The following is a 7,459-nucleotide window of genomic DNA, read 5'->3' on the forward strand; positions in this document are numbered from 1 at the left end:
GCCGAGGACGGCGCTCCGCGCACCGACTGGCTCGCCCCGATCGTCGCGGACGCGGAGGCCGGCTTCGGTGGGCCGCTCAATGCCTACGAGCTCATGTCGTCGATGATCGAGGCGGGGGCCGCCGGGGTGCACTGGGAGGATCAACTCGCCTCCGAAAAGAAATGCGGGCACATGGGCGGCAAGGTGCTGGTCCCGACCGCGCAGCACATCCGCACGCTCAACGCGGCCAGGCTCGCGGCGGACGTCGCCGGGGTATCTACCCTCGTCGTGGCGCGAACAGATTCGCTTGCCGCCGACCTGATCACCAGCGACATCGATGATCGCGATAAGCCGTTCCTGACGGGGGAGCGCACGACCGAGGGATTCTTCCGCACCACCCCGGGCATCGACACCGTGTTGGCACGGGGCCACGCCTACGCCCCCTATGCCGACCTGCTGTGGGTGGAGAGTGCGGAGCCCGACCTCGAGCTGGCGCGCAGGTTTGCGGCGAGCATCCACTCAGAGTTCCCGGGCAAGAAGCTGGCCTACAACTGCTCTCCCTCCTTCAACTGGAAGAGCCATCTCGACGACGCGCAGATCGCCACCTTCCAGCGGGAACTTGCCGAGATGGGGTACGCATTCCAGTTCATCACCCTCGCGGGCTTCCATGCGCTCAACCATTCGATGTACACGCTGGCACGCGACTATTCGCAGCGCCACATGAGCGCCTACGTCGAGCTGCAGGAGGCGGAGTTCGCATCAGAAAGCGACGGATACACGGCAACGCGTCACCAGCGAGAGGTCGGGACGGGGTACTTCGACCGCATCGCGACCGCGCTGAACCCCACGAGCGAAACACTCGCGCTGGCAGGCAGCACCGAGACCGCCCAGTTTCACTGAACACACAGCCACTGATCACACACTCGCCAACCACACCAGGAGCACATCATGAACCGCATGGACATTACCGCCGATGGCGGCGAACGATTCGACGAGATACTGACTCCGGAGGCGCTGCGCTTCCTGACCAGGCTGCACGACCAGTTCGCCGGCCGGCGCCACGACAGGCTCGCGGCCCGCATGGAGTCGCGCAAGCACATCAGCAACGGCCGCAACCTCCGCTTCCTGCCCGAGACCGTTTCGGTGAGAGAGGAGCCGACGTGGCGCGTGGCCGGTGCGGGCCCAGGGCTGGAGGACCGTCGTGTCGAGATCACCGGGCCGACCGACCGCAAGATGACCATCAACGCGATGAATTCAGGCGCGAAGGTGTGGCTGGCCGACCAGGAGGATGCCACCAGCCCCACCTGGGACAACGTCATCGGCGGTCAGTTGAGCCTTCACGATGCGATCCGCCGCCAGATCGACTTCACGAGCGCTGAGGGTAAGGAGTACAGGTTGGGGCAGTCGACGCCCACGATTGTGATGCGCCCGCGCGGCTGGCACCTCGTGGAGAAGCACCTGCGCTACATCGACCGCGCGGGCCTGCGCTCGCCGGCATCCGGTTCACTCGTCGACTTCGGGCTGTACTTCTTCCACAATGCGAAGGAGCTCATAGAGCGCGGCACCGGCCCATACTTTTACATCGCAAAGATCGAGAACCACCTCGAGGCGCGGTTATGGGATGACGTGTTCACCTTCTCCGAAAACGCGCTCGGCATCGAGCACGGCACCATAAGGGCGACGGTGCTGATCGAAACCATCCCGGCCGCGTTCGAGATGGAGGAAATCCTGTACGAACTGCGAGAGCACTGCGCGGGTCTGAACGCTGGCCGTTGGGACTACATCTTTTCGATCATCAAGAACTTCCGCGGGCGCGGGGCGAGCTTCGTGCTGCCGGATCGCTCAGACATCACCATGACCGTGCCCTTCATGAGGGCGTACACCGAACTGTTGGTGGCCACCTGCCATAAGCGCGGGGCGCACGCCATCGGGGGAATGAGCGCCTTCATCCCCAACCGTCGAGATCCAGAGGTGACGGCCCGCGCGCTCGCTGCCGTTACGGCGGATAAGCGCCGAGAGGCCACGGATGGGTTCGACGGCACCTGGGTGGCGCATCCTGACCTTGTGCAGACCGCTCGCGCCGAGTTCGACGCCGTGCTCGGCGATCGGCCCAACCAGGTCGACCGACTGCGCCCTGAGGTGCATGTCACCGCCGAAGACCTTCTCGACCTGCGTATTGACGGGCAGGTGACGGATGCGGGCGTCGCCTCGAACGTGTCGATCGCGGTGCGCTACATCGAGAGTTGGCTGCGCGGTGTCGGCGCAGCCGCCATCGACGACCTGATGGAGGATGCCGCGACCGCCGAGATCAGCCGCAGCCAGCTATGGCAGTGGATGCACCAGCGCGTGGTGACCGCGGAGGGCACCCTGATCACCCCCACCCTAATCGAGCGCGAGCTTGCTGCCGTCCTTATCGACGCTCCGTCGGGCGGCCGGTTCGCCGATGCCGCCGAGGTCTTTCGAGCGGTGACCCTGGACGAGGACTTCCCAACCTTCCTCACTCTCACCGCGTACAGCCGCTACCTCGTGGAGAACGCAGAGGTGGCGGCCGCCTAGCAAATCCACGGCCTGTCATGCGTATTATGTAGGCACTCGACCGCCGTTGATCGGAGTGCCCGTGTCCAGCCCGTGGATCATCGCCCCCGATGATTCCGCGCGGGCTCGCAACGCCAAGGGCCACGAGAACGTCATCGATTATCGGATGCCCGTGGCTGGTGTGCGGCAGGTCGTGCAGGAGTCATGGCAGCGGTCGCTGCAGCTTTTGCTGAGCCCCGACCAGCCGCTCGACGGGCTCCGGTTTGACGATTCGGACCTTCGCGAATACCGGGACGCCCACCCCCTGTCGCTCGCGCTGCCCACGATTCATCGCCTCCTCATCCGCCACACCCTGGATGCCGGCTTGATTATCGCCATCGGCGACCAGGATGGCCGGCTGCTGTGGATTGATGGGGACCGCACCCTGCGCCGCAAGGCCGAGAGCATGCTGTTCGTGGAGGGTGCCGACTGGAGTGAGCGGGCCGTGGGCACGAGTGCGCCAGGTACGGCGCTGGCGTTGGATCACGGCATACAGATCCAGGGCGCCGAGCATTTCAACCGCATCATCCACCCCTGGAGCTGCACTGCTGTGCCGGTGCACGATCCGGTCACGGGCGCGATGCTGGGCGTGATCGACATCACGGGCGGCGATGATGCTGTCGCCCCGGCCACGCTTCCCCTGATGGAGGCCGCCGTCGCCGCCGTCGAGTCGGAGTTGCGCATTCGCAGGCTCGACGAGCAGGTATTACGGCCGCGACGCACCGTGCAACGTGCCGTGGCGCGTCCTCACTCGTCCCCGGTGCTGTCGGTTCTGGGCAGTGAAGGCGGCAGGCTCGAATCCGGTGGCAGGGGCATCGACCTGAGTACGCGCCACGCCGAGATTCTCACGCTGCTGGCGTGGCATCCCGCAGGCCTGACGGCCGAAAGCCTTGCGAGCATGCTCGGCTGCTCGATTCAGACCCTGCGGTCAGAGATGGTGCGGCTGCGCAGGCAACTCGGCGCATTCGACGTCACACTCGCGCCGCAGTCTCGCCCCTACCGCCTGTCGAGACGGCTCGAGCTAGACGCCCACCGAGTGCTCGCGTTCCTTGATCGCGGCGCTCATCGGGTCGCACTCGCAGGCTACTCGGGGCAGCTACTTCCAGCGTCCACAGCGCCTGGTGTGATCCAGATCCGCTCCGAAGTGAGGCAGAGGCTTCGCGACGCGATGATGACGGATGCGGCTGTGGACACCCTGCTCGCCTACGCCCGAACCGACGAAGCCGCCTACGACGTGGAAGTCTGGCGCGAATGCCTCAGGATGCTACCGGCCCGCTCGCCGAAGCGGGCATCCGTCGTCGCGCGCATCGAGCGAATCGAAGTCGAACTGCGCTGAGCGTCGAACTGCGCCGAGCGTCGAACTGCCCTGAGCGTCGAACTGCCCTGCGCGGTCGGCTTGAACGATGCCGCAATATCCTGCAACGTTTGTGCAACGTACCGACACCTATGGTCGTGCACACACGAGACAACGATGTCGACAGGAGCCACCACATGACGATTTATGCAGCGCCCGGAACACCGGACGCGAAAGTGACCTTCAAGTCACGCTACGAACACTGGATTGGAGGCAAATGGGTTGCGCCGGTTAAGGGTCAGTATTTTGAAGACATCTCGCCGGTCAACGGAAAGCCGTTCGCCGAGGTGGCCCGGGGCACCGCTGAGGATATTGATGCCGCACTCGATGCCGCACATAAGGCGGCGCCGGCCTGGGGCAAAACATCCACCACTGTGCGCGCCGCCGTGCTCAACAAGATTGCGGACGTGATCGAAGCCAATCTCGAGCTGCTCGCCGTGGCCGAGACCTGGGACAACGGCAAGCCCATTCGCGAGCCGCTGAACGCTGACCTGCCGCTGGCGGCCGATCACTTCCGCTACTTCGCCGCGGTGATCCGGGCTCAGGAAGGCAAGTTCGCCGAGATGGATGGCGACATGACGGCCTATCACTACAAGGAGCCGCTGGGCGTTGTCGGGCAGATCATCCCCTGGAACTTCCCCATCCTGATGGCCGTCTGGAAACTAGCGCCGGCTCTGGCCGCGGGCAATGCAGTGGTACTGAAGCCCGCTGAGCAGACCCCGGTCTCGATCCTCATCCTGATGGAGCTGATCGGGGATATCCTGCCCCCCGGCGTCGTCAACATCGTCAACGGGTTCGGCGCCGAGGCAGGCAAACCGCTGGCGTCCAGCCCCCGCATCCGCAAGATCGCCTTCACCGGTGAAACCACCACGGGGCGCCTCATCCTGCAGTATGCGAGTGCAAATATCATTCCCGCAACCCTGGAACTTGGTGGCAAGAGCCCCAACCTGTTCTTCTCCGACGTTGCAGAGAAGGATGACGCGTTCTACGACAAGTGTCAGGAAGGGTTCGTGCTCTTCGCCTTCAACCAGGGCGAGGTCTGCACCTGCCCGTCGCGCGCACTCATCCAGAAGCCGATCTACGACTCGTTCCTCGGCGATGCGGTCGCACGCACGAAGAAAGCTGTTTTGGGCAACCCTCTCGATACCGATACCCAGGTCGGGGCACAATCGTCGAACGATCAGCTCGAGAAGATCCTGAGCTACATCGACATCGGCAAGCAGGAGGGCGCGATCCTGGCGCTGGGAGGTGAGCGGGTCGACCTCGGGGGCGACCTCACGGACGGCTACTACATGCAGCCCACCATCTTCGAGGGACACAATAAGATGCGGGTGTTCCAGGAAGAAATCTTTGGCCCCGTTGTCTCGGTCACCAGTTTCGACGACTACGACGACGGCATCTCGATCGCCAACGACACGCTCTACGGTCTCGGGGCCGGTGTATGGTCGCGCAACGGGAACGTCGCGTACCGGGCGGGGCGCGACATCCAGGCTGGCCGCGTGTGGGTCAATAATTATCACGCTTACCCGGCCGGTGCTGCGTTCGGCGGTTATAAGAGTTCGGGCATGGGTCGTGAAAATAACGTGCTGGCGCTCGATCACTACCAGCAGACCAAGAATCTGCTCGTCTCGTATTCCGAGAGCAAGCTGGGTTTCTTCTAACACTCAGAGATCGCGCCAATAGGCTGCAGCCAAATGAAGGATAATTTCGCTCGAGTGTGTGGTGGGCCCAGGAAACCAGGGACCCGGAGCGGGGTTGTCCTTCATTTGGTCGGAAAAGACCGCACCTATTGGCGCGATCACTCAGTTGACGAGTATCCGGCGGTCGCCCCCGTGCCAGGCCCGGGCTACCGCCGGATGCCCCATTCCGGTGGCGGAGATCTCACGTCCACGAGCAAGGCACCTCACCTACAGGAGCAAGGCAATGAGTGAAGTTGTGATTGAAGCAAGTGTTGTCATACCGGGCGAGACCATGCCGAGGGTTGCCCTTACCGCAGACAGCATCGAGCTGCTCCGAAAGTTGTGGGAGATGCACGGCCCCTTGATGTTCCACCAGTCGGGTGGATGCTGCGACGGAAGTTCGCCCATGTGCTTCGCCGCGGGCGAATTCTGGACCTCAGACAACGACATCCTGCTGGGCGTCTTCGACATCGCCCCCGTTGGGTCAGAACCTCACAACATTGATTTCTGGATGTCGAAAGAGCAGTTCGAATACTGGAGTCACACCTACCTGACCGTCGACGTGGTGAGGGGGCGCGGCAGTGGCTTCTCGCTGGAAGGGCCCGAGGGCCTGCGCTTTCTGATCCGCTCGCGCCTGATGGAGACGGCGACATCGTTCGCTTAGACCGCCGCCGCGGGCAGTCGTAGTCGGCGGCTCGGGGCAGACTGGGGGCGTGCACATAGTCCTCGCTCGGGTCGGCGCTCCTGCGGCCAGTGCTCCTACGGCCAGCACTCCTACGGCCGGTGCTTCTTCGGCCGGTGGGGTGCGCGCCACGTGGGTGGACGATGGCGGGCAGCGGCTGGAGCTCGACGATGTGGGGGACCTGGCAGTGTTCGTCGGCGAGCAGGAGGCGGAGCATCCACGATGGGTCTGGGATGACACGTCTCGCTGGTACCCGCAGCTCCTGTCGGCGGGAGTGCGGATCGAGCGCTGTACTGACCTGAGACTGTGCCACGCGATCCTGCGGTCATCAGCGCTGACGGCAGAATCGGCCCTGGCAACATCGGGCCGCGGGCCGTGGGATGCCGCGGCAGAACCTGCTCCCGGCGGCAACCCCGCCGCTCTCGTCCCTGCTCACGCGACCCTGTTCGAGTTCGACCAGGTGACCAGCACCCCGGCCTCCGGGCCCGATCCGGTGGCCGAGTTCGAGCAACAACGTGCGGCCGTCGCCGCCTGCGCCGAACCGGCGAGAATCGACCGATTACTGGCGGCGGAGTCGGCCGGTGCCCTTATCGCTGCCGAGATGCGTTTTGCGGGCCTGCCGTGGAGCGAAGCCAGGCACGACAGCATCCTCGCCAACGTTCTCGGGCCGAGGCCCGCGGTCGATGGCGTGCGTCCGCCGAAACTTCAGGCCGTGCTCGCCACGGTGCGCCGCCTGCTAGAGGCACCCGAGTTAAACCCGGATTCCCCGGCGGAGTTGGTCAGGGCACTGGGGCTGGCCGGGCTGATGGTCACCTCCACCCGCTCGTGGGAATTGAAGAAGCTCAAGCACCCCGCCATCGAGCCACTTCTGGAGTACAAGAAGCTCGCGCGACTGCTCTCGTCCAACGGATGGGTATGGCTCGACACGTGGGTGGAGGGTGGACGGTTCCGGCCTGACTACGTCCCCGGCGGTGTCGTCACCGGCCGGTGGGCCACCAGCGGGGGAGGAGCCCTGCAGCTTCCGCGCCAGATTCGGGCGGCCGTGGTGGCAGACAAGGGCTGGAAGCTCATCGTCGCGGATGCCTCACAACTCGAGCCGCGCATCCTTGCCGCGATGGCGGCCGACCGTGGCATGGTCGAAGCGGGCGCCGCAGGAGACCTTTATGCGGGAATCGTGGCCAGCGGCGCGGT

6 protein-coding genes are annotated in these 7,459 nt (G+C 64.7%); all 6 read left to right on the plus strand.

The features are described from left to right. A partial coding sequence (locus RMN95_RS11910; protein WP_309617128.1) for an isocitrate lyase/phosphoenolpyruvate mutase family protein occupies positions 1-879 on the plus strand: 879 nt, incomplete at its 5' end. 48 nt (positions 880-927) lie between these two features. Next, entirely contained in the window at positions 928-2,535 is a 1,608-nt protein-coding gene (gene aceB / locus RMN95_RS11915; RefSeq protein ID WP_397545289.1) for a malate synthase A, read from the plus strand. 61 nt (positions 2,536-2,596) lie between these two features. Continuing rightward, complete coding sequence (locus RMN95_RS11920; RefSeq protein WP_309617129.1) at positions 2,597-3,889, plus strand: transcriptional regulator; 1,293 nt, start codon at positions 2,597-2,599, stop codon at positions 3,887-3,889. Between the two features lie 155 nt (positions 3,890-4,044). Continuing rightward, complete coding sequence (locus tag RMN95_RS11925; RefSeq protein WP_309617130.1) at positions 4,045-5,568, plus strand: aldehyde dehydrogenase family protein; 1,524 nt, start codon at positions 4,045-4,047, stop codon at positions 5,566-5,568. Between the two features lie 262 nt (positions 5,569-5,830). Continuing rightward, a complete protein-coding gene (locus RMN95_RS11930; RefSeq protein WP_309617131.1) occupies positions 5,831-6,250 on the plus strand; it encodes a DUF779 domain-containing protein in 420 nt (139 codons plus the stop codon). A 49-nt stretch (positions 6,251-6,299) separates the two neighbouring features. Further along, the coding region (locus RMN95_RS11935; protein WP_309617132.1) for a bifunctional 3'-5' exonuclease/DNA polymerase at positions 6,300-7,459 on the plus strand (1,160 nt) is incomplete at its 3' end.

The sequence above is a fragment of the Salinibacterium sp. genome (assembly GCF_031364185.1).
GTDB lineage: Bacteria > Actinomycetota > Actinomycetes > Actinomycetales > Microbacteriaceae > Rhodoglobus.

Bases quoted from the DNA above. Each gene is read 5' to 3' on its own strand.
- aceB (WP_397545289.1), top strand. From the start codon at position 928: ATGAACCGCATGGACATTACCGCCGATGGCGGCGAACGATTCGACGAG.
- RMN95_RS11925 (WP_309617130.1), top strand. From the start codon at position 4,045: ATGACGATTTATGCAGCGCCCGGAACACCGGACGCGAAAGTGACCTTC.
- RMN95_RS11930 (WP_309617131.1), top strand. From the start codon at position 5,831: ATGAGTGAAGTTGTGATTGAAGCAAGTGTTGTCATACCGGGCGAGACC.